At 41.3% G+C, this 21379-nt stretch carries 27 protein-coding genes and 1 other annotated feature; of the genes, 17 read left to right on the forward strand and 10 right to left on the reverse strand.

Annotated elements, in window-relative coordinates; all coding sequences use genetic code 11:
* The first annotated feature begins 2 nt into the window (after nt 1–2).
* Nucleotides 3–428 carry a hypothetical protein gene (locus tag LC036_RS00900; protein WP_226576885.1) on the forward strand — a complete coding sequence of 142 codons (426 nt, stop codon included), beginning with the start codon at nt 3–5 and terminating at the stop codon, nt 426–428.
* Here LC036_RS00900 and LC036_RS00905 read toward each other — a convergent pair.
* From LC036_RS00905 to LC036_RS00920, 4 genes are all read right to left on the reverse strand, one after another.
* Nucleotides 425–991: a DUF6944 family repetitive protein gene (locus LC036_RS00905; RefSeq protein ID WP_226576888.1), complete on the reverse strand. Its 567-nt coding sequence runs from the start codon at nt 989–991 to the stop codon at nt 425–427. The two genes, LC036_RS00900 and LC036_RS00905, sit on opposite strands and share 4 nt — an antisense overlap.
* Nucleotides 992–1284: 293 nt before the next feature.
* The gene (locus LC036_RS00910; protein ID WP_226576891.1) at nt 1285–1494 is read right to left on the reverse strand and encodes a DUF3813 family protein; all 210 of its coding nucleotides are present in this window, start codon (nt 1492–1494) and stop codon (nt 1285–1287) included.
* A gap of 2 nt (nt 1495–1496) precedes the next feature.
* Nucleotides 1497–1643: a hypothetical protein gene (locus tag LC036_RS00915; RefSeq protein WP_226576894.1), complete on the reverse strand. Its 147-nt coding sequence runs from the start codon at nt 1641–1643 to the stop codon at nt 1497–1499.
* A 94-nt stretch (nt 1644–1737) separates the two neighbouring features.
* Nucleotides 1738–2556 (reverse strand): Cof-type HAD-IIB family hydrolase, encoded by an 819-nt coding sequence (locus LC036_RS00920; RefSeq protein ID WP_226576897.1) that lies wholly within the window; start codon nt 2554–2556, stop codon nt 1738–1740.
* A 180-nt stretch (nt 2557–2736) separates the two neighbouring features.
* Between LC036_RS00920 and LC036_RS00925 the strand changes: the two genes are divergently transcribed.
* From LC036_RS00925 to moaD, 5 genes are all read left to right on the forward strand, one after another.
* Complete coding sequence (locus tag LC036_RS00925) at nt 2737–3501, forward strand: alpha/beta fold hydrolase (RefSeq protein WP_226576900.1); 765 nt, start codon at nt 2737–2739, stop codon at nt 3499–3501.
* 104 nt (nt 3502–3605) lie between these two features.
* Nucleotides 3606–3890 (forward strand): metal-sulfur cluster assembly factor, encoded by a 285-nt coding sequence (locus tag LC036_RS00930; RefSeq protein ID WP_226579920.1) that lies wholly within the window; start codon nt 3606–3608, stop codon nt 3888–3890.
* A gap of 195 nt (nt 3891–4085) precedes the next feature.
* On the forward strand, nt 4086–4607 hold the full coding sequence (gene mobB / locus LC036_RS00935; RefSeq protein WP_226576903.1) for a molybdopterin-guanine dinucleotide biosynthesis protein B: 522 nt from the start codon (nt 4086–4088) through the stop codon (nt 4605–4607).
* On the forward strand, nt 4604–5062 hold the full coding sequence (locus tag LC036_RS00940; RefSeq protein ID WP_226576906.1) for a molybdenum cofactor biosynthesis protein MoaE: 459 nt from the start codon (nt 4604–4606) through the stop codon (nt 5060–5062). Before mobB ends, LC036_RS00940 begins: the two co-directional genes overlap by 4 nt.
* A complete protein-coding gene (moaD, locus tag LC036_RS00945; protein WP_226576909.1) occupies nt 5059–5292 on the forward strand; it encodes a molybdopterin converting factor subunit 1 in 234 nt (77 codons plus the stop codon). The genes LC036_RS00940 and moaD overlap by 4 nt, the downstream gene beginning before the upstream one ends.
* A gap of 79 nt (nt 5293–5371) precedes the next feature.
* Here the strand turns inward: moaD and LC036_RS00950 are convergent, their stop codons facing one another.
* The gene (locus LC036_RS00950) at nt 5372–6181 is read right to left on the reverse strand and encodes an undecaprenyl-diphosphate phosphatase (RefSeq protein WP_226576911.1); all 810 of its coding nucleotides are present in this window, start codon (nt 6179–6181) and stop codon (nt 5372–5374) included.
* A gap of 162 nt (nt 6182–6343) precedes the next feature.
* On the reverse strand, nt 6344–6517 hold the full coding sequence (locus tag LC036_RS00955) for a YjzD family protein (RefSeq protein WP_226576914.1): 174 nt from the start codon (nt 6515–6517) through the stop codon (nt 6344–6346).
* A gap of 134 nt (nt 6518–6651) precedes the next feature.
* Between LC036_RS00955 and LC036_RS00960 the strand changes: the two genes are divergently transcribed.
* Together LC036_RS00960 and LC036_RS00965 are read left to right on the forward strand one after the other, a co-directional pair.
* Nucleotides 6652–7170: a hypothetical protein gene (locus tag LC036_RS00960; protein WP_226576917.1), complete on the forward strand. Its 519-nt coding sequence runs from the start codon at nt 6652–6654 to the stop codon at nt 7168–7170.
* Between the two features lie 83 nt (nt 7171–7253).
* Nucleotides 7254–8201, forward strand: a complete 948-nt coding sequence (locus LC036_RS00965; protein ID WP_226576920.1) for a BMP family ABC transporter substrate-binding protein — start codon at nt 7254–7256, stop codon at nt 8199–8201.
* Nucleotides 8202–8290: 89 nt separating this feature from the next.
* On the opposite strand, the gene LC036_RS00970 is transcribed toward LC036_RS00965, so the two are convergent.
* Nucleotides 8291–8476, reverse strand: coding sequence for a hypothetical protein (locus tag LC036_RS00970; protein WP_226576923.1), 186 nt, complete (start codon nt 8474–8476; stop codon nt 8291–8293).
* Nucleotides 8477–8661: 185 nt separating this feature from the next.
* Between LC036_RS00970 and LC036_RS00975 the strand changes: the two genes are divergently transcribed.
* Nucleotides 8662–9600, forward strand: coding sequence for a beta-ketoacyl-ACP synthase III (locus LC036_RS00975; protein WP_226576924.1), 939 nt, complete (start codon nt 8662–8664; stop codon nt 9598–9600).
* 16 nt (nt 9601–9616) lie between these two features.
* Entirely contained in the window at nt 9617–10858 is a 1242-nt protein-coding gene (fabF, locus tag LC036_RS00980) for a beta-ketoacyl-ACP synthase II (RefSeq protein ID WP_226576927.1), read from the forward strand.
* Between the two features lie 16 nt (nt 10859–10874).
* On the opposite strand, the gene LC036_RS00985 is transcribed toward fabF, so the two are convergent.
* Nucleotides 10875–11891 carry an LCP family protein gene (locus tag LC036_RS00985; RefSeq protein ID WP_226576930.1) on the reverse strand — a complete coding sequence of 339 codons (1017 nt, stop codon included), beginning with the start codon at nt 11889–11891 and terminating at the stop codon, nt 10875–10877.
* A 154-nt stretch (nt 11892–12045) separates the two neighbouring features.
* Here LC036_RS00985 and LC036_RS00990 point away from each other — a divergent pair, with 154 nt between their 5' ends.
* Nucleotides 12046–12246 (forward strand): hypothetical protein, encoded by a 201-nt coding sequence (locus tag LC036_RS00990; RefSeq protein ID WP_226576933.1) that lies wholly within the window; start codon nt 12046–12048, stop codon nt 12244–12246.
* A gap of 90 nt (nt 12247–12336) precedes the next feature.
* Nucleotides 12337–13098 (forward strand): YjbA family protein, encoded by a 762-nt coding sequence (locus LC036_RS00995; RefSeq protein WP_226576936.1) that lies wholly within the window; start codon nt 12337–12339, stop codon nt 13096–13098.
* A gap of 37 nt (nt 13099–13135) precedes the next feature.
* Here the strand turns inward: LC036_RS00995 and trpS are convergent, their stop codons facing one another.
* Together trpS and LC036_RS01005 are read right to left on the reverse strand one after the other, a co-directional pair.
* Entirely contained in the window at nt 13136–14140 is a 1005-nt protein-coding gene (gene trpS, locus LC036_RS01000; protein WP_226576939.1) for a tryptophan--tRNA ligase, read from the reverse strand.
* A gap of 138 nt (nt 14141–14278) precedes the next feature.
* Nucleotides 14279–14475, reverse strand: a binding site (T-box leader).
* A 52-nt stretch (nt 14476–14527) separates the two neighbouring features.
* On the reverse strand, nt 14528–14890 hold the full coding sequence (locus LC036_RS01005) for a DUF3899 domain-containing protein (protein ID WP_226579923.1): 363 nt from the start codon (nt 14888–14890) through the stop codon (nt 14528–14530).
* 416 nt (nt 14891–15306) lie between these two features.
* Here LC036_RS01005 and LC036_RS01010 point away from each other — a divergent pair, with 416 nt between their 5' ends.
* The 5 genes from LC036_RS01010 (at nt 15307) to LC036_RS01030 (ending at nt 21256) form a co-directional block, all read left to right on the forward strand.
* Nucleotides 15307–17004, forward strand: a complete 1698-nt coding sequence (locus tag LC036_RS01010; protein WP_226576942.1) for a peptide ABC transporter substrate-binding protein — start codon at nt 15307–15309, stop codon at nt 17002–17004.
* Between the two features lie 178 nt (nt 17005–17182).
* Complete coding sequence (gene opp3b, locus LC036_RS01015; RefSeq protein ID WP_226576945.1) at nt 17183–18109, forward strand: oligopeptide ABC transporter permease; 927 nt, start codon at nt 17183–17185, stop codon at nt 18107–18109.
* A gap of 6 nt (nt 18110–18115) precedes the next feature.
* Nucleotides 18116–19246 (forward strand): oligopeptide ABC transporter permease, encoded by a 1131-nt coding sequence (opp3C, locus tag LC036_RS01020; protein WP_226576947.1) that lies wholly within the window; start codon nt 18116–18118, stop codon nt 19244–19246.
* 16 nt (nt 19247–19262) lie between these two features.
* Nucleotides 19263–20321, forward strand: coding sequence for an ABC transporter ATP-binding protein (locus LC036_RS01025; protein WP_226576949.1), 1059 nt, complete (start codon nt 19263–19265; stop codon nt 20319–20321).
* Nucleotides 20318–21256 carry an ABC transporter ATP-binding protein gene (locus tag LC036_RS01030; protein ID WP_226576952.1) on the forward strand — a complete coding sequence of 313 codons (939 nt, stop codon included), beginning with the start codon at nt 20318–20320 and terminating at the stop codon, nt 21254–21256. The genes LC036_RS01025 and LC036_RS01030 overlap by 4 nt, the downstream gene beginning before the upstream one ends.
* Nucleotides 21257–21379 lie beyond the last annotated feature (123 nt).

The following is a 21379-nucleotide window of genomic DNA, read 5'->3' on the forward strand; positions in this document are numbered from 1 at the left end:
TTATGATTCGATGGGGATTTTTTATAGGATCGACATCAGGAATTGTTCTTGGACTTTATATGTGGTTTGTAGAGAAGATGACAGGGGAGAAAGTGTACACTCTGCTTATGAACGTGGATTTTATACCCGTTATCGGAAGTATTGACTGGCCGGTAATTATAGAATGGTTGTTTCATATGATTATCTCATGGGCAATCGGTATATTCTATGCCTATGTGTTTATGTATCGCCTTAAGGCAACAAATCGGAGGCGCTGGCTTGCTGCTATTCTATTGACTGCTGGAGCCGCAACCACTTATGTTCCTTTAACTCTTCTTGCTATTAAAGAAACCCCTCCAGTGACGGACGGGACAGCGATTACTTACTGGTTGATCGGTCATGTCTTATATGCCGTTACCTTAAAAAGATCGTACGACCGATTCTATTAAAGCCGGGGCCGTCCCCCGGCTTTATGTACGTTTAAAAGGTTTGTCTGTTGTTTTTTGGTTTCTGCAAGAGCAACAATAACTGCCCCGATTGCTTGAATCCAGCTCCCGGCAGCTTCTAATTGTCTGCTTTCTATGCCTTGTTTTTCTTTCCCTGCTGCAATGGCTTGTAGTGAGTTGCCAATGACCTCGAGTAATTCACCGTTTCGTTTATAGGCGTTGAGGATAGAAGGGGAAATATGAAAGGTGTCTGAAAAATTTATGCTGCCCCCAAGAGCTTGAAGGAGGTTTCCCTTGATAACAAGGTTTAGCCGGTCTTCTCTCTTAAGGTCTGCCAAAATGCTGTAGACAATGGTTGTATTTCCTGAAGATTGGATGAGGCTGCCTGAAAGGTCTAACGCTGTTCTAGCACCATTTGCTGTCAGAGCGTTCCCGGATGCTTGGAGCGAATTTCCAATTAAATTTAATCCTTCTGCTTCGCGGTCTAAAGAAGCACTAACTGCTGATGCGATTGTACCTGCAGCAATAACCCATAACCCTCCTAATGTAAGATGGTCCTCTTCCATTTATCTCGCCTCCATTGATATATCATACACAGTTTTACATTTGATGTGCTTTGGAATAAAGAGATCCTTGCTTGAAGAGACAGGGCAACCGTGTACCCTCGCACCGTGTTTATCACGGTGTTTGAAGCAGCATTTAACCATAAAACAGCGAAGAACCTGATTGTGCACTCAATCAAGTTCTTCGCTGCGCTGTTTAGAAAATCATTAGGGGGTACTCATTATATACCCGAAACCTGATGTTTATAACAGTTTCTTTAAAAAAACAGGCCGGAAGACCGACCTGTTTCCATTTGCTATTGCAAATTGTTGTGGTGAGCTTCGATTTCCTGCTCCAACTGCTGTAGCTGTTGTTTCTCCTGTTGTGAACATGAACTATAGGCAGCTTGGATCGCTTGTTTCGCGGCCTGCATATCATGCTGGCTCGCTTGACCATTCTGGCCCCCACGTTTTTGAGTGAAACGGTTTACCGCTTCGCGCGCGTTTTGAAAAAGGTTTTTCTCCATGGTTAAAACCCTCCTACTGTATGCTGGTCTGCTTCGATTTCTTTACGATTCGCTTCTGTAAGCCGTTTGGACTCCATCTCACTTTCGTCGAATTTTCGAACTTCTGTCCAGCGTCTTTCCTTGCGATTGGTTTTCTTTTGCTGCTCCATGACAAGACCCTCCTGTCATAAAAAAGCCTGAACGCTTTCACGTTCAAGCTTAGTATGGCTGCATCGCTTTTCATTAACCATGGAAAAAAGTCCCTTACATGGCGTGTTTGCTAACTTCTAAGTAGTTATCTAAAAAGATGCTGATCCCATCTTCTTCGTTGCTTTGAGTCACATAATTAGAGACATCTTTTAACTCATTGATTGCATTTCCCATAGCAACCCCGACACCTGCATATTCAATCATTTCCAGGTCGTTATCTTCATCTCCAAAAGCTATGATACGTTCTTTCGGAATGTGAAAGTATCTGGATATCTTGTCTAATCCTACTGCTTTATTCATGCCTGCCCGTACGATTTCAATGACGTGCCATGGGGCGCCCCACTTACGGTGGTCAATTAACGACGCATGGTCATCCAATTCGTCTCGAAGCTGCTGGATTTTTTCTTCTTCTGGATGAATAAGAATAGAGGTTGGATCCTCTTTCAAATTTGACTGAAGACCTCCGACTGTAATCGGGTCATTTTTTGTTTGAAAAATGCTCATAATTTCTTCGTCGTATTGATCGAGATAGACCTTATCCTTAACCTCTGCCAGAATATTTTTCACGCCGAGTTTTTGGCAGATATATATAATTTTATGGGCTGTACGAATACCTATAGGAGAATGTATGGCGTCCCAATTGTGATTGGAAGGGTGGTGGATTAAAGCGCCATTAAAATTGACCATAGGTGTATCTAAGCCGAGTTCATGATAATAGTTAATGCTCGCTCTGTGAGGCCTGCCTGTCGCGATAACAACGATATGACCTTGATCCATCACATTTTGAATGGTTTTTTTTGTCTTTTCACTAATGGTTTTGTTATCAGTGAGTAGAGTGCCGTCTAAGTCTAATGCAATTAAATGCTGCTCCATTTTCTTCACCTCATTTGTATCTTTAGTTTATCGGGTTGATGGGTAAATTGTAAAGAAATTCCGATGACATGACCTAACACTTTCCAATCCTTAATGGCAGTGTTAGGATTAAATTATATTCTAAAATTTTTAATACCATCTAAATGACATGTAAAGATTTAGAGAAAGGAAATAGAACAAATGATTGGCATTTACCGTAATACATTCGCTAAAGTACCCGTACTAACTGTTGTAGACGATTCAAAAAGGGACCAGCCGCTGCCTGTTTTTATTTATTTTCATGGCTTTACTTCCGCAAAAGAACATAATTTACCCCAAGCCTATATGCTGGCGCAGAAAGGGTACCGCGTCCTCCTGCCGGATAGTGCCTATCACGGTGAAAGAGATGAGGACTTAGCTAAAAAAGAACTCGATTTTAAATTCTGGGATATTGTATATCAAAACTTAAAAGAGCTTCAGGATATAAAAGACGAATTGGATCGACTTGATCTTGTTGAAGATCGTCGTATTGGAGTTGGTGGAACCTCCATGGGAGGCGTAACGACAAGCGCCGCGCTGACAATGTACCCTTGGATTCAGGCGTCTGCTGTAATGATGGGTTCACCGAAACCGGTTGAATTTGCCAAGCGTCTTATTGATGCAATGGAACAGGCAGGTGTTGATCTGCCAATGAATCATTCTGAAAAAGAAGACCTGTATAAATCACTTGCAGGGATTGACTTATCCATGAATAAAGACAAGTTATTAGGCAGACCGCTTTTTTTCTGGCATGGAGATGCAGATCCGCTTGTTCCTTTTGAGCATTCCTATGATTTCTATAATGAAGCAATTGAACATTACAAGAATCCGGAAAACATTCGATTTCTACGTGAAGTCGGCCGTGATCACAAAGTCAGTCGTTTTGGCATGATTGAAATGGTTAACTGGTTGGAGTTAGTCCTTTAAACAGCAGGAATATTTTATTATCTCCTGAATTTTGTTTATAATAGAGTTTGAAAATATGTGAAGGGGGAACAACTGTGAGTACAACTGCACTTGAAGAAAATGCAATGGGTGCCCTTGAAAATGTCATTGACCCTGAACTTGGCATTGATATCGTAAATCTTGGACTAGTCTATGGTGTCGATATAGATGATAATGGTGATACGAAGGTGACGATGACATTAACCGCAATGGGCTGCCCGCTTGCGGGTCATATCGAACAAGACGTGAAGCGATGCTTAGCTGACCTTCCGGAATTAAACGAAGTAACTGTAAATATTGTTTGGAATCCACCTTGGACGAAAGACCGTATGAGCCGTTACGCCAAGATTGCTCTTGGTATTCCAGATTGATGAATGGTATGCCCCTGCCGTGCTAACTGCGGTAGGGGTTTTTACATAGGCAAAGACACTAGCTGCACTTAAGTCATTCCACTCGAATGGTTGATCTGTAAGCATGCTCTTCTGTGTAAAGGTTGTCACCGTGTTTTGATCTTTTCTAATTAGGCGGACATGGGACGGCACATAACTAATGAAGGAGGAAGAGGCATGTACAATGCACCCGTATTCCAAATTGTCGGATATAAGAACAGCGGCAAAACGTCACTGCTCTCAGATTTGATTGCCTATGCGGCAGATCGCGGAGAGAAGGTGGCGGCTATTAAGCATCATAGTCATCATGAACCTTTAAAAGTGATGCATCACGAAACCGATAGTTACCGGCTGCACGAATCGGGAGCATTCATAACAGGGGTGGACAGTCCAAGAAGATTTCAGTTGGAATTAACTCATGAAGAGGATTTTCCACTACATGAGCTTATATCCATTTATCAACACTTTACTCCTGATTTAATCGCAGTGGAAGGATACAAGCAGGAACCGTACCCTAAAGCTGTCATTATAAAGAGGGAAGAAGATCTGCCCTTATTAGATGAACTTTCTAATATCAAGTTTGTAATCTCATGGGATGAAGCTTTAACAGAAGATGTTTCGCCACCTGTCATCCTGCTGAACCATTGGAGAGAGCGCTTAACTGAGGTTTTTCGTATAGCGAAGGAGCGAGAAGAATGAAAAAAAGATGTTGGATTACGGAACATCCGCTTGATGTTAACTCAGTGGTGAATCAAGCGTCTAGAAGAGAAGCTGGTGCGATCAACACCTTTATTGGCACAGTAAGGGAGTTTACCAAGGGGAAACGCACGCTGTTTTTACAATATGAAGCCTATCCAGCTATGGCAGAAAAAAAGCTTGAACAGATTGCGGAAGAAATTAATCAGAAATGGCCAGGATCGGAAACGGTTATTGTTCACAGAACCGGCCGGTTAGAAATAACAGATATTGCTGTCATTATCGCTGTTTCTACTCCTCATCGAGCGGATGCTTTTGAAGCAAGTCGTTATGCTATTGAACGTATTAAGGAGATTGTTCCCATTTGGAAAAAAGAACATTGGGAAGATGGGGAAGAGTGGATCGGTAATCAAAAAGAAACGAAGAGCGGAATACCAGTAAAGGAGGAGAATTCTTGAACAAGATCTTGTTTTTTGCGGGACTTCGTGAAGTCGTTGGAAAAGAAGAAGTAAAGTGGGATGCTGCTGGATTAACGGTAGCGGATGTAAAACAAAAAGTGTACAGCGAATATAAAAATGACCAGATTCAATCCAGTATGATTGCTGTTAATGAAGAGTTTGTACGAAATGACAGAACAATAGAAGAGGGCGATACGATAGCCTTCATTCCCCCTGTGAGCGGTGGATAATTGTAATATCACGGCATGTGTATAGAAAAAAGCTCTGAGCTTAAGCTCAGAGCTTTTTTTGGTCATATACTTTATCCTTTTATAAGAATAAGACGACAAGTCCGCCAACGATGAAACAATAAAAAGCGAAGTACTTCAAATTTCCACTTGCCATGATGTTCATAAACCATTTCAATGAGAAATAAGAAGCGACTACAGACCCCGCAAAGGCTAACGCATAAGCAAACCACATATTACCAGAATCTGCGTTTGCAATAACATCCTCGATTGAAAGGAGCATTGTGCCAAGACTTACAGGAATGAATAGCAAGAAAGAGAATCGCAAAGCAGTTTCTTGTTTCATACCGAGAAACATCGCTGCTACAATCGTTGCTCCCGAACGGCTGATCCCCGGTATTAAAGCTACGGCTTGTCCAAGACCAACAATAACGGCGTCTTTCCAAGTCAGTTGTCCGTCCCCTTTACGCCCGCGGAGATTTCTTATCAACCATAAAGCGATCCCGGTAATAATGAGTGTGATTCCCACTGTTTGGACACTTGATAAAGACTCAATGGCATCTCCCAGAAGAATACCAAGTACACCTGCAGGAATCGTCCCGATGATTAGATAAATGATAAAGTCAAAATCTTCTTTTTGACGGGTGTCCTTACTTATTATGTAGCCGACTCCATTACGAACCAAGCGTATTAAATCATCACGGTAGATAATTAATACGGCTACAAGAGATCCAAAGTTGACTAACACTTCAAAGGAAAGCCCTTCTAAATGTAAATCCATCAGTTCCTGGACAATGACCAGGTGTCCACTGGATGAGATCGGAATCGGCTCTGTGAACCCTTGGAAAATTCCCAGAAATAAATATTTAATCAATAACCATAGTTCTTCCATAATATTCTCCTCCTAACCAAGCAAGTCCAGCTTAAACAAGATATCGTTCAATGATTTTTATGTATGATCAGACGATTTATTCATCTTCGCAAGATATGTTGGTATTGTTTGAACAAAAGAAAAAACGCTGCCACCCGAAGATAGCAACGCTCTATAAAAGGCTTATGCTTCGTCCTTAATAATTCCATCCCCAAGAACCACAGCGGCTAAAGTGAAAAGAATTGTCATAATAATGACTTGAGAGAAAGCGAAACTGCCTCCTGACATGTTGCTCACTACATAAGCCGACATTAAGCTTAGTAAGAAAGCCCAAATGATTGTCCAAATCATCCGCATCGTTACTCACCTCATTTGTACACATTCTACCTCTATACTAGCAGAAGGCTTGAAAAAAAGAAATATGAAATCGCTTCATGATTGTAAAGGAAAACGAATAAAATGTAAGAAGTCATAAAGGAAGGAGCGATCCTATGCTGGTCACCGTTCATCCGTGCTTCCACTGGGTGGGATTTCATACGAGCACTCACCTTCTTCAAGAAGGAGTGGAAGTGATTGGTGTTGATCCTATCGAAGATAAACGTGCGGATTTTCTATATATGTATGTAGGACGTAATAGTAACTTTCAACATTTTTTTCAAGAAGCGGATAAGGATAATCATGTCCATCAAACCGAAGATGAGATTGTTGTTGAGTATGTAGAGAACAGTGTACATGTCCGGCACTCCAATGGAAATGAAAAGTGGATTGAACTCCCGAAGCTATATGGAGAATGGATGGATTTAGAAAAGATCGGCGTTCAAAATGAAAGTAGACTTATGGAATGGGTAAAGAAGAATGAAGCCGTCTACATCGGGGATTTTGTAGAAGACCTTATTCCTTTTCTTTGTAAAGGAGTTCCTTTTGAGCTGACTGTGGCGCAGAAGGAAGAACAAATAGCGGACAGAGTAAGTGCCGTATGGCGCTGTCAGGAACTTCTGGAAAGACTTTAGAGCTTTTGTGCATTTACTTTTTGAATCCAAAACATGTAGAATAAAGGAGGATTCAAGTCGTGGTCTTTTAGGAGTGCATAAAGTTGAAAACATGTTCAGTCATGCTCATTTCTCTCCTGATTTTCCTTACCGGGTGTCAATGGTTTCCTTCCTATGAAAAAGATATACAGGTCGGTATGCTTGTCGAAACAACGATTCATGACCAAGCATGGGGACAGCAAGGCTATAAGGGATTGCAAACGATTCAGGAGGAATATGGAGTAGACATCTATTTTAAAGAGGGTGTCAAAAACTATAACCAGACAGCAGCGGCTGTTGAGGATCTTGTTCAACAGGGAGCCGATGTTATTTTTGGTCATAGCAATATTTATGGTAATCACTTTCGTGAGCTGCACCAAGCTTATCCTGAAATTGATTTTATATATTTTAATGGTCAATTCTCTGCTGAGAACGTAACCAGTTTAAATTTTGACGCAAGAGCAATGGGCTTCTTTGCTGGAATGGTAGCAGGAGAAATGACGAAATCAAACAAAGTTGGCTTAATTGGCGTTTTTGAGTGGCAGCCGGAAGTTGAAGGTTTTTATGAAGGTGTCATTTACCAAAACCCGAAAGCTGAAGTGGATATAGCCTTAACGAACAGCTGGGAAAACATAGAACTTGCGAGGATGCATTATGAACAGATGAGTGAGGACGGAGCGGATGTATTTTATCCGACAGGGGACCTGTTTACTGCCTCCATTATTGAAGAGGCTCAAAAAGACGGAAATTTTGCAATTGGCTATGTGGAAGACCATGCTTCCACTGGAGAGTACACGGTGTTAACAAGTACAGTTCAAAAGGTCGATGAAGTTTATCGGCTGGCTATGGAACGATATATAGATGGTGAACTTCCTGGAAAAGCCATGACATTTGACTTTCAGGAAGGGGCCATAGAAATGGGGCGCTATAGTCCAGTGGTTCCCGATAAATTCCAAGAGAAGATGAAAGAAGTTGTGGAACAATATAAAGAAACAGGAGAGTTACCGCAGTAAATAAAAGAACTCTGAAGTTGATACTTCAGAGTTCTTTTATATAGGCCGTGCTTGTTAAACTCGACACACGGACAAATCTATCCAATTCTTTACTTCTTAAAGCGGTCCAGCATAGGTTTAATCATTGGTGACATTGATTTCCAAGTCTTAGAAGCTTCTTTAAATAAGTCTGGGAAATTCACCTGTTCGTTTTCCTGTTGATCATCTTTGCTGCTGTTCTCCTTTTTGTTAAATCCCCAGAAGTCATCGAAAGGAGAAGTGTTTCTTTTCGTCATTTGAGCGCACCCCCTCTACTATTAAGTTATGAGTGAACGCACTTTACTTGTGGGCAGAAAACTCAAGGATCAAACTTCTACAGGCGGGGACAAGGGAGAACTTGCACTATGACCACTTATGAATTAAAATTAGTACCAAGTCATAAGAATTGATATTAGATATTACCTTTAAGGGGATGAATATAATGAAGGCAGGATTCTTAGGTGTAGGACACTACACACCGGAAAAAGTATTGACCAATCAGGATTTGGAAAAAATGGTGGATACAAGTGATGAATGGATCCGTACTCGAACTGGTATCGAAGAACGCCGCATTGCTTCTGATGATATGGATACTTCAGATCTTGCAGTACGCGCTGCTGAGGAAGCATTAAAAGATGCGGATATGGACGCAAAGGATCTCGACATGATTTTAGTAGCGACCGTTACGCCGGACACACCTTTCCCATCCGTTGCTACAATGCTTCAAGAAAAGCTGGGAGCAAACAAAGTGGCTGCGATGGACTTGAGTGCTGCCTGCGCCGGTTTCATGTATGGAGTGATTACAGCTAAACAGTTTATTGAAACTCATGCCTATACGAATGTATTAGTGGTTGGGGTTGAAAAGCTATCTAAGATTACGGATTGGAATGATCGTAATACATGTGTGCTTTTTGGTGATGGCGCTGGTGCGGCTGTTATAGGTCCAGTGAGTGAAGATAAAGGAATTCTTTCCTTTGAGCTGGGCTCAGATGGAAGCGGAGGGTCCCATCTTTATCAAAAACCAGAAGAAAAACTGCAGATGAATGGCCGCGAGGTCTTTAAATTTGCTGTTAGACAAATGCCGGAATCCTCTGTGAACGTTGTGAAGAAAATTGGCTTAAGTGAGCAGGATGTCGATTACCTTATTCCACACCAGGCGAATATTCGAATTATGGAAGCCGCCCGCCAACGTCTAGGAATTCCTGAAGAGAAAATGTCAACATCTGTGAAGCGTTACGGAAATACATCTTCCGCATCTATTCCAATTGCTTTGTCAGAAGATGTGAAGGCAGGTAAAATCAAAGATAATGATCTAGTCGTTCTTGTCGGATTTGGCGGCGGACTCACATGGGGTGCCGTTGCTCTTCGATGGGGTAAGTAATCAAGGAGGAATATTCATGGATAAACATCGTGTAGTTATTACCGGAATGGGAGCCGTAACTCCTGTTGGTAATTCAGTTGAAGAAATGTGGAAAAATATAAAAAATGGCGTATCAGGAGTAGGAGAAATTACAAAAGTGAACAAGGATGATTATCCTGTTCATGTCGCTGCAGAAGTGAAAGATTTTGACCCTTCTCAGTACGTTGATCGCAAGGATGCCCGCAGAATGGATCCTTTTGTTCAATATGCAATGGTCGCTTCACATATGGCGGTAGAAGATGCCGGCCTGGAAATTACCGATGATATTGCTCCTCGTACAGGAGTCTGGATCGGTTCAGGAATTGGCGGAATGGGAACATATGAATCCCAGTTTGAAACGTTCCAGCAAAAAGGATATCGTCGTGTAAGTCCATTCTTTATCCCAATGATGATTCCTGATATGGCTGCAGGCCAGGTCTCCATTTCTCTAGGGGCTAAGGGAATCAATTCTTGTACCGTTACTGCCTGTGCCTCAGGTGCAAACTCTATTGGTGATGCATTCAAAGTTATTCAAAGAGGCGATGCAGATATCATGATTGCAGGTGGTACAGAAGCACCTATGACTAAAATGTCCTTTGCCGGTTTTGCGTCTGCAAGAGCGCTATCCCTGAATGAAGACCCGAATACAGCGAGCCGTCCTTTTGATAAAAACCGTGATGGTTTCGTTATGGGGGAAGGAGCAGGAATCCTCATTCTTGAGACGCTGGAGTCTGCGAAAAAACGCGGAGCGAAAATTTACGGGGAATTAAAAGGATATGGATCCACAGGGGATGCGTATCACATTACTTCTCCAGCACCGGAGGGCGACGGTGCCTACCGCGCTATGAGACAAGCTATTGATGATGCAGGACTTCAACCGGAAGACATTGACTATCTCAATGCGCATGGTACGTCTACAGAATTGAATGACAAATTTGAAACCCACGCAGCGAAAACGGTCTTCCAAGACCATGCAAACAAGCTTGCGATCTCTTCTACAAAGTCTATGACAGGACATTTGCTTGGAGCAGCTGGTGCGGTTGAAGCGGTTATTTCATTAAAGGCTATTAATGACGGAATTCTTCCGCCAACCATTAATTATGAAACGCCGGATCCAGAGTGTGATCTTGATTATGTGCCGAATGAAGCGCGTAAACAGGATGTAAATATCGTCATGAGTAACTCTCTTGGTTTTGGTGGTCATAACGCAAGCCTGATTTTCCAAAAGTATGAAGAATAAAAAAAACCCGATGTCATTATCTGACATCGGGTTTTTTTATCTGGGTTCCAAAAAATTGATGAAGAGTAGCAGCCGTTTTCGGACGGTCGTGGTTGAGTACCAACCCTACTGGATAGTTTTTTCTCTCATTCCATACGTTATCGTCTGTGGGAATGCTTAACATGTCCATATCCTCTATAGAACCCATTAAAGCATCTTTTCCAGCTTGAAGAACTTTATCGCTGCTAATATTTGTGTCAATATAAGGCTGGATAGAACCAATAAGACGAGGCGTCTTTAAGACTCCTTGAAAGGATAAGATTTCATCTTTTAAGAGACTCAGAACTTTTTGCTGCCTTTCCACACGTCCAAAGTCACCACGAGCATCACTTCTAAAACGTACATAGCCCAAAAGTTCTTCCCCGTTTAATGTCTGCACCCCTTCCTTCAGATTTATGTTCGTCGTTTCATCACCAGATACATACTGCATATCTTTCTCAACATCAATCTCCAAACCGTCAGGGGACAGGATGTCTACGATCTGTGAGAATCCATTGAAATCTACAATAGAATAATATTCTGGTTCGATTTGAAAGTTTTTCTCAATGGTTTCTCTTAGTAATTCAGGCCCGCCGATGGCAAACGCTGCGTTTAACTTATTGAAACCATGACCCGGAATGTCTACATATAAATCTCTCATTAAAGATGCAATTTTTGTGCTTTTTGTTGTCCTGTCATATTGGGCAAGCATGATTGTGTCCGTTCTAGATGTTTCGGCCCCTCTTTGGTCAATACCTAGTAATAATACCATCCATTGATCATCGCCATTATCTTTTCCTTTAAATGTATCCTGGTATATACTTTTCGCTGATTCAACGTAAGGAGCGTCTTCTGCTGCCGATGCCTGTCTGCTTAAAGAACGGTGTTTTCCTAATAAGTATTCATACCCGGAATACCCAACGGCCAATAAAAAGAAGAGGACCAGGAAGGCAATGATGCCTTTTCGTCTTTTTCTCTTTTTGGCTTGTTTATGTGAAGAGCGGGAGTGTGACAATCACTATCATCCTTTCAAAGGAAAGCTTTCTGATAATAATGTACCCGTATTTATGACGGATGTAAAGACTAGGATTTAACCGGATTTATCCGCATTTCCAAGCGGTTGTTTTCATAGGATAGCTATAGGAGGACGAGCCGGAAGGGAGAAGGCTATGTGGTACTGGTTATTGCTTTTGACAGGTTTCGGTTTCGCTGTAGCAGGAGGAACGGTGACGATTACGTACTTAAATCTTGTACCAGCAGGGTTGAGTTGGATTGAGTTTATGTTTTTAATTCGGACAAGGGTGGAGTGTTATATGTTTCCCGCGGGAATTTTGCTGATCACAACAGCCCTGATTCTTATGGAAGATTAATTTTCTAAAATATGGATTGAAAGAATAAAAAAGCCAGTATTGGTCATAATGTAACCAAAAGAGATCACCGATTGAAAGTGAGGGTCCGAAATGTTATATATGCATGATCTGTGGGTGAACTGGTTTGAAGGTGAAGAGAATGGATACAATGTGTGCCGTTTTCATGAATGGCGGAAGGAAGACGGAATTGAGTTAATTGATCAAATCCCTCTAATTTTTGTGGAAGACCACTTGTTCAACTTTATTGAAAATGATCTTCAGGATTTACCGGCATCTTTGCTTCAGGATGTTCATCGTAAGACATACATGAAAAAGAACCAGGAACGGCAGACTGTTGAATATGCCGCCGTTATAACGAATGGGAAGGACGTTATTGTCTTTGACACGATCGGTTACACTCTCCCGGTTAAGAAGAGTCGGTTAATTCCTCGTCAGGAGCGCTTAGTATTTGAAATGGTTCAAGGAAAAGATCCGGAAATTTACTTAATAGAAGAAAATGTTTCCAAAGAGCATCATATCTTGTCGCTTGAGCCGACTAAAATGTCTGGTCTGACAAGAAGAGAGCGGCAATTAAAGCAATTATTAATGATGGCCCTTGACCAATTAAAACATTCTGATCACCCTGAGGAAGTCCGTTACTGGTTGACAGAATGGGATCCTGCGCAATACCCAACCATTAAACAATTTTCTAATGAAGAGGCATGGGACCGGTTATATGAAGGAACTTGCAATGGATGGTCCAAGGTACATGAAGAGCTATGCATGAAGATGGTGAAGGGACAGCCCTTTTTTGAAACCATCTGGCAGGGAGAAAATGAAAGAGTTTCCCAGCATATGAAAAGCCAGAATTGAGTCGATACTCAATTCTGGCTTTCTTTGATCGTTGTAATTATTTTTTCTTTTTTACTCGTCCGAGCCCCATGGCTTTTTTCGCCTTGCGTATCATTTTACCAGCTTCATAAGAGGCTTTATCAGCACCTGCATCTAAAATATCATCCAGCTCATCTGAGTTAATAAGTGATTCATAACGTTCCTGGATAGGTTTTAATAAAGCGATGACAGCTTCTGCTACTCCCTGCTTGAAGTCCCCATATCCTTTTCCTTCATATTTCTCTTCCAATTGTGCAATCGATTGACCAGTACACGCTGACTCAATGACTAGTAGGTTCGAAACTCCAGGCTTGTTTTCTTTATCGAACTTAACGATTCCATCTGAGTCGGTTACGGCACTTTTTATTTTCTTCATAATCTTTTTCTCATCATCGAGCATAGAGATGAAAGCTTTCTGATTTTCATCCGATTTGCTCATTTTTTTGGTCGGGTCTTGAAGAGACATAATACGTGCGCCTTCTTTTGGAATTCTAACTTCCGGCACAGTGAAGATATCATTGTATTTGTTATTAAAACGCTGAGCTAAATTCCTTGTCAGCTCCAAATGCTGTTTCTGGTCATCTCCTACAGGAACAACGTCTGTATTATAGAGAAGAATATCAGCAGCCATGAGTGGAGGGTACGTAAGAAGGCCGGAAGAAACACCATCTTTACCACCAGCAGCGGACTTGTCCTTAAACTGCGTCATCCGCTCAAGTTCCCCGATATAGCTCACACACTGTAACATCCATCCCAGCTGGGTATGCGCGGGTACTTCAGATTGAATGAAAAGTGTAGACTTCTCTGGATCAATTCCTGTGGCCAGGTAGATAGCCGCCAGAGAACGGATGTTTTCTCTCAAAGCAAGTCTGTCTTGAGGTACAGTTATAGCGTGCTCATCCACAATACAGAAATAACAGTTGTTCTCTTCCTGTAAATCAGTAAAGTGTTTCATTGCTCCAATGTAGTTTCCTAAAGTTAAAGTACCGCTGGGCTGAATTCCTGAAAAAATCGTTTTTGTCATGTTATCACCTCATAAGTGTAGTTGAATAATCTGGTTTTTAAGTGGAGGGGAGAGAAGGAGGGTGTATCGCTGATATGTCACTTTTCCCCATTACCTGTAAAACCATTAAAAAAAGTCATTCATCTCTTCCGTATATATGGAAGGGACGAATGACCGCGGTGCCACCCTTATTACTTCTCTAAAAAGAAGTCAGCTTAAGATCGTTAACGCCGATTTACGTCGTAAAGAAGCTCCGAAGGTCCAATTCCGAAAGAAGGTCTTAGCTGTTTTCAGCAGACACAGCCTCTCTATAAAGATTACTTCTCCCGTACTCTATCCTTCATCTTTGCTTTTCGTTCATATGAGTAATTTAGAATTATATAGGAATGCTAATTCATATGCAAGTCATTACATCTTGTAATAAATAAATAGTAAAGCAAGTAAACCTATCGTTAACATAGTCCCGTGAAACAAGAAGAACATGGGCCATGATTTTGAAATCGTCTGCGAAGGGAGCGGCTTTTCTTTCCAATCATCTAAATAATCTTTATTTCTGGACATTGTGCTTGTAAATCTTCGGAACCCATAAGTGATCCCGTCAAAGAACCCACCGCGGATTACCCACATGATGATTCCAATGAATATATAGAAATAAGCCATATAAAAAAGCTGATTAATATAATGGAAAAGATCATAGACGGGAGAAAGGACTACATATAGAAGAGTCACAATCAAAATGTTTATGACTGCCATCAGCCATTTATTTCTCATAATGCTCACATGGTCTCCACCTTTCTTAAAAACTCGAGTAACATTATATCATGTTTGGCAATTATTAAGGAATTGTATACGAATTAAATAAACAGAAAATTCATGATTGATAAAATATTGAATGGAATATACAAATACTTTAGTGGATAACCGTATTAAATAACATATATGCAAAATCCCATACCTTTTTTTATGCATATCCACTTATAAATAATAGTTTTAGAACAAGAATATTGTAAAATAAACTAGGTAAAAAGACTCATTTTGTGTTAATGAAACGTAATAATGGTGGGAATCCTGTAGATATTCAGAAAAAAAGGTAATGCAAAATAGTTAGAAAACTTGTATAATTCGATATGTGGACAAAACGCCACGACAAATTTTTAGAAAATTTTTTAGGGGAGGTCATTTTCTACATGAAAAAGACAAATTGGTTATTGCTAGTACTTGCACTAGTACTAAGCATGTTCCTTGCTGCTTGTTCTGGAGGGTCAGACGAATCGTCAGACTCAGCAGATAGTGGAGAGGACACTACAGAATCAGATTCTTCTGATGAAGCTTCAGGAGACAGTGAGCAAGTACTTAACATTATGGATACGGCAGAGATCCCAACTATGGACGCATCTCTTGCAACTGATGCCGTTGCATTCCAATGGTTAGGTTCTACAACAGACGGTCTTTATCGTCTTGGTGAGAACGCACAACCTGAGCCAGGAATTGCAAAATCCCACGAAGTAAGTGAAGACGGTCTTGAGTGGACTTTCGAACTTCGTGAAGACGCTGTTTGGTCAAACGGCGATCCTGTAACAGCAAACGACTTCGTATATGCGTGGCAGCGTGCTGTTAACCCGGATATTGGATCAGAGTATGGTCCATATATGATGGGTGGAGTAATTAAAAATGCTGCAGAAATTGCTGATCCAGAAAGCGGCATGCCTGTAGAAGAACTTGGTGTAGAAGCTGTAGACGATTATACGTTTAAAGTAACGCTTGAAAAGCCAGTACCTTACTTTGAATCTTTGACTACATTTGGTACATTCCTTCCATTGAACCAGAAGTTCGTTGAAGAACAAGGTGATCAATATGCTCTTGAAGCAGATACAATTCTTGCTAACGGACCATTCAAGATTACTGAATGGAATCACGGCGAAGGCTGGACGTTAGAGAAGAACGAAGATTACTGGGATGCAGAAAATGTAAACCTTGATCAAATCAATGTAAAAGTTGTTAAAGAAACAGCTACAGGTGTAAACCTTTATGACACTGGTGAAGTTGACCGTGTAAACCTTACATCTGAATTCGTTGATCAGTACCGTACATCTGATGATTTCCAAATCGCTGAGAAACCTGTATTGTTCTACTTGAAGATGAACCAGGAAAATGAAGTTCTAGGTAACTTGAATGCTCGTAAAGCTATTCAGATGATCATCGACCGTCAGTCTATGGTTGACGTTATCCTGAATAATGGTTCTATTCCTTCTGTAGGTCATGTACCACAAAACTTCACAAAACACCCAGAAACGGAAGAGGATTTCCGTGAAATCAACGGCGACCTTGTAGAAACAAACAAAGAAACAGCTCAAGAGCTTTGGTCTAAAGCGAAAGAAGAGCTGGGTGTAGAAGAAGTTGAACTTGGCTACCTAGGTGGAGACACTGAAACAGCTTTGGATATGGACGCTTACATTAAAGACCAGCTTGAAGAACTTGAAGGCTTGACTGTAACTGTACAATCCGTACCATTTAAAGAGCGTCTAGCTCGTGACGAGAACATGGAATATGACATTCAAAACTCCGGTTGGGGTCCTGACTATATCGACCCGAACACATTCTTGAACATGTTTATTACTGATGGTGGAAACAATAAGACTGGCTACTCAAATGAAGAGTATGACAGCATGATTGAAAAAGCCAACAATGAGCTTGCTCAAGAACCAGTGGAACGTTTTGAAACATTCCTTGAAGCAGAGAAAATGTTGATTCAAGATGATGCAGTTCTTGCACCTCTTTATCAGCGTGCTCTTGCTCAACTTTGGAAGCCATATGTTAAAGATGTAATTGTAAACCCTATGGGTCCTGATTACACTTACAAGTACGCTCAAATCGAAGGTAAATAATTGATTTGATCAATAATTCCAACCACATATAGGCTTGCTTTATAGGGAGGAGAGTATATGTCCAACGTGTTGGCGTATGCTCTCTTTTTCCCTGTTAACCTATTTTTCAGATAATAATAAAATTTCAGTCAATTTAGCGCAACAAGAGAAAAGGCTCTATCTAAACGGAGGTGTTCACATGACTCGTTATATATTCCAACGCTTAATTTATATGGTCATAACGATGTTCTTAATTGCTACCTTAACGTTCTTTCTGATGAAGTTTTTACCTGGTACTCCCCTAAGTGCTGCAGATAAATTATCAGAAGAACAGCAGGCAGTAGTATTAGAAAAATATGGATTAGATGATCCAGTGCCCGTACAATATTTCAATTATATGGTCGGCTTGGCGCAAGGTGATCTAGGTATCTCCTTTCAGTTTGACAACCGTGAAGTAACAAACATTATCATGGAAAGAATTGGTCCATCCATGCAGCTTGGTATTCAGGCTATGGTTATTGGTACAATTATAGGGATGCTTTTAGGACTAGTATCAGCTATCTACCATAATGGTCCTCTAGATTACACATCAACGTTCTTAGCTGTGCTGGGACAATCGATTCCGTCATTTGTCTTTGCTGGTTTATTGCAATATTACATTGGTGTAAAGTTCGGCTGGTTTCCAGTTGCCTTGTGGGAAGGCTGGGAGTACACCGTTTTACCAACCGTATCGTTGGCCATCTTCCCAATTGCAATTGCAGCCCGCTTTATGAGAACAGAGATGCTGGAAGTTATGGGATCTGATTACATTGTTACAGCAAGAGCAAAAGGAGTTAATAAGTTTGGAGTCGTGTTTAAACATGGACTTAGAAACGCATTGATTCCTTTAATTACAGTTCTTGGACCACTTGCTGTTGGTTTAATGACAGGTACGCTCGTTATTGAGAATATCTTTGCTGTACCAGGAATCGGTGAACAGTTTGTTAAGGCGATTAACATGAATGATTACCCAATCATTATGGGTACTACGCTTTTGCTGGCTTTCATGTTTATTTTCATCATCCTGATCATTGATTTACTTTATGGTGTCATTGATCCAAGAATCCGACTGGCAGAAGGAGAGTAGTCATTAATGGATAATCACAAACCATCTAAAGATTTATTTGTACCTGTAGATACGACAAACGATGAAAGTGATAAGATCACTCGACCAAGTCTGTCCTTTTGGCAGGATTCATTCATTCGTTTGCGAAAAAACGTAGGAGCTATGATCGGTTTATTCGTTCTAATTATCCTGACGGTTATGGCGATTTTCGGTCCATATATGAACGAATACGGGGAGTATGATCAAGATTTGTCACGATCTAAGATGCCCCCTAAAGTTGAAGGCCTAGGCTGGCTGGGTATGGATGGGATGTTGACTGACGTTCAGTCAGCTGACACCTTGGAAAGAGCCCAGGAAAAAGCGTTGATGCGTTTCAATAACCAAGATGAATTTATTGAAACAGAAGTATTGAATGACGGTTCTAATGGAGAAAAAGCTGAAGTTCAGGCTACGTATGATGTTTATGCAGCAAAAGGTATGGAAGAGAATTTCTGGTTTGGAACAGACGGTCTTGGTCGTGACCAATGGACACGTACCTGGATCGGAACACGCGTTTCCTTATATATCGCCTTTTTAGCGGCAGCCATTGATATGCTGATCGGTGTCACTTATGGTGGTATCTCTGCCTACTACGGCGGCCGTGTGGACAACTATATGCAGCGTTTCATTGAAATCCTTGTAGGGATTCCTAACCTTGTATTAGTTATCTTGATGATTCTGATCCTTGAACCAGGGATATTATCCATCACGATAGCCCTCGCCATTGCCGGTTGGATTAGTATGGCGCGGATTGTCCGGGGTCAAATATTGAAACTGAAAAATCAGGAGTTTGTGTTAGCATCAAGAACGCTGGGTGCAAAGGACAACCGTATTCTACAAAAACACCTAATTCCAAACGTGTTAGGTTTGATCATTATTAATACGATGTTCTCCATCCCTTCTGCGATTTTCTTTGAAGCTTTCTTGAGCTTTATTGGTTTAGGTCTTCCTACACCAATGGCATCGTTGGGGACACTAATTAATGCAGGTTTCCAATCCTTGCAGATTTACCCTCACATTTTATTATTCCCGGCAATTATAATCTCTCTTATCATGATTGCCTTTAACGTCTTAGCGGATGGTCTGCGTGATGCATTCGATCCGAAGATGCGTGAATAGGAGGTAGGTGTTTACAATGGAAAAATTATTAGAAGTAAAAAATATGCATGTATCCTTTGACACCTACGGCGGTGAAGTTAAAGCTGTACGTGGGGTCAACTTCGATTTAAATAAAGGTGAAACCCTTGCTATTGTAGGTGAGTCCGGTTCAGGGAAGTCTGTAACTACCAAGGCTCTGATGCAGTTAATCCCTCAGCCTCCTGGACGTATCAAAGAGGGTGAAATCCTCTTTGAAGGACGAGACCTTGCAAAGATGAGTGAAAAGCAGATGCAGAAGATTCGTGGTAAAGAAATTTCTATGATCTTCCAAGATCCTATGACTTCTTTAAACCCTACAATGAAAGTAGGGAATCAGATCATGGAAGGTCTGATTAAGCACCAGAAAATGAATAAAACACAGGCGCGTCAGAGAGTTGTAGAATTATTGGAACTTGTAGGGATCCCGGATGCGGAAAACCGCATGAAACAATATCCACACCAATTCTCTGGTGGAATGAGACAGCGTGTTGTTGTTGCCATTGCTCTTGCTTGTAATCCAAAACTTTTAATTGCCGATGAGCCGACAACTGCATTGGATGTGACTATTCAAGCTCAAATTTTAGAGCTTATGAAAGATATACAGAAGAAGACAGATTCAGCTACCATTTTCATTACTCACGACCTTGGTGTTGTGGCTAACGTAGCAGACCGTGTTGCGGTTATGTATGCTGGAAAGATTGTAGAGGTTGGTACGGTTGATGACATCTTCTATAATCCGAAGCACCCTTATACATGGGGACTGCTTGGTTCTATGCCTTCTCTTGATAGTGACGATGAAGAACTCTTTGCCATTCCAGGTTCACCTCCAGATCTTTTGAACCCGCCAAAAGGGGATGCCTTCGCAGCTCGGAATGAATATGCGATGAAGATTGATTTGGAGCAGGAGCCGCCAATGTTTAAAGTGAGTGACACCCATTACGCAGCAACATGGCTGCTTCACGAAAATGCGCCGGATGTTGATCCTCCAGCCGCTGTTAAAAAGCGTATGGAAGGCATGGCAAAAACGTCCGACAATTCGAAAGGTGAGCGCGTATGAGTCAAGAAAAATTAGTTGAAATAAAGAATCTAAAACAGCACTTTAAAACAGGTCGCCACAGTGTAGTAAAAGCTGTGGATGGTTTGAACTTCGATATATATAAAGGGGAGACGTTTGGTCTGGTTGGTGAATCCGGGTGCGGAAAATCCACAACAGGCCGCACGATCATCCGCCTTTACGATGCAACTGATGGAGAAGTTATCTTTAATGGAGAGAACGTTCATGGTAAGAAATCACGTGAACAGCTGAAGAAATTCAACCGCGAAATGCAGATGATTTTCCAGGATCCATATGCTTCTCTGAACCCTCGTATGAAGGTTGAAGATATTATCGCTGAAGGAATGGATATTCACGGACTTGCTAAAGATGCAGAAGCAAGAAAAGCCAAGGTTCATGAATTACTTGAAACAGTTGGACTGAATAAAGAACACGCGAACCGTTATCCACACGAATTCAGTGGCGGCCAGCGTCAGCGTATTGGTATTGCCCGTGCCCTGGCTGTTGATCCAAGCTTTATCATTGCCGATGAGCCGATCTCAGCATTAGATGTATCCATTCAAGCTCAGGTTGTTAACTTGTTGAAGAAACTACAGGAGGAGAATGGTTTAACGTATTTATTCATCGCCCATGACTTGTCGATGGTTAAATATATAAGTGATCGTATCGGTGTGATGTACTTCGGCAATATGGTTGAACTTGCAGATGCTGAAGAGCTTTATAAGCATCCGATTCACCCTTATACGCAGTCTCTGCTTTCTGCGATTCCTCTTCCTGATCCGGACTACGAGCGTTCCCGTGAACGTTTCACATATGATCCGAGTCAGCATGATACAAGTGAAGAGCCTGAGTTCCGTGAAGTACGACCTGGACATTTCGTCCTATGTACAACCAAGGAATATGAACAGTATCGAAAAGAACATGCGGTTGTAGAATAATGAGAAATGAAAGACCCTGTCGAGTGCAGGGTCTTTTTTTTATAAGCTACGTTAAAAAAAACTTAGGATCGTGCTGTTCGAACGCTCTGAAATTCTCGCAATTAAAACCTTTCCCGCTGCTCC

Origin of the sequence: Halobacillus litoralis (assembly GCF_020524025.1) — a bacterium.
Lineage (GTDB): Bacteria > Bacillota > Bacilli > Bacillales > Halobacillaceae > Halobacillus > Halobacillus litoralis_D.